The following is a 1,012-nucleotide window of genomic DNA, read 5'->3' as shown; positions in this document are numbered from 1 at the left end:
AGGATCTATATTTTGATGTGGATGAAAGCAAGTATTCATCCAGTCCTGTAACCCATTCACCATCTTTGATTCTTAGCTTTGGAGATGTCTGGTTTCTTAACGAATATCTGAAATCAACCGGACTCCTTGAATGTCTGAAAGCTGTCGACGGACAATTTGATACTGTTGTTTCGCTGGTCATGTACTACATTCTCAACCAATTAGCCCTCGTCCATGCCCAGGATTGGTATGAAAGCAGCTATGTGTCTTATCTTTACCCAAAGGCAAGAATGGATAGTCAGCGTTTAAGCGAACAGTTGTCGCTGATTGGATCTGAGGAATCGTATAGAAGCTTCTTCAAAAGTTATATTGGCTGGATGAAAAACGATCAGGAGAATATCGATAACATCCTGGTCGATTCTACTGGACTTCCAAACAGTATTCACTTTCCTTTGACAGCGGTAAGCAATCATAATGGAAAGATTTCGAATGAAATTCGTCTCATTTATGTCACTCAGGAAGAAACAGGTATTCCAATTTATCTTCGATATGTTTGTGGATCGATTCCAGATGTCCTCACGATTCCAGCCACAATCAAAGAGTTAAAAGAAATGTCTGTTCCAATCAAGGAAGTGCTTCTTGATGCTGGATATTACAGCGAAAAAAATGTCATTCGCCTTTATACAGAAAACGTAAAATTCGTCTGCCGGGTCAAAGAGAATCTTCGACTTTTCAAGGAGCTGGTTTCTATTCACCGTAAGGAAATAGAAAATCAGGACAATCTGGTCAAGTTTGGAAAAAGATTGGTTTTTATCAAAGCTCGGGCAGTGAATCTTGCCCCGAATTGTCCTGGTTATGCTTATATCTGTTTGGATTTAGCTCGTAGAGCATCTGAATCCATGAATATGCTCAATCATCTGGATCCAGATTCAGGAACCTCAACTGAGTTGTTTGAAAAACTTGAATCCGAAGGATTTTTCATCCTTGCTTCTTCAAATGAGTTAGCCATCGAAGAGATCTTGCCTGTTTATTA

At 39.5% G+C, this 1,012-nt stretch carries 1 protein-coding gene; it reads left to right on the top strand.

Translation table 11 applies throughout. From position 1 onward, the window contains the following. The coding region (locus tag BO222_RS11025) for a transposase (RefSeq protein WP_143357015.1) at positions 1-1,012 on the top strand (1,012 nt) is incomplete at both ends.

It is taken from the genome of Ileibacterium valens, from assembly GCF_001945525.1.
In the GTDB taxonomy this organism is placed as follows: Bacteria; Bacillota_I; Bacilli_A; order Erysipelotrichales; family Erysipelotrichaceae; genus Ileibacterium; species Ileibacterium valens.
Note: the sequence above shows the minus strand (reverse complement) of the source record. Positions and strands in the feature narration are given on the sequence as shown.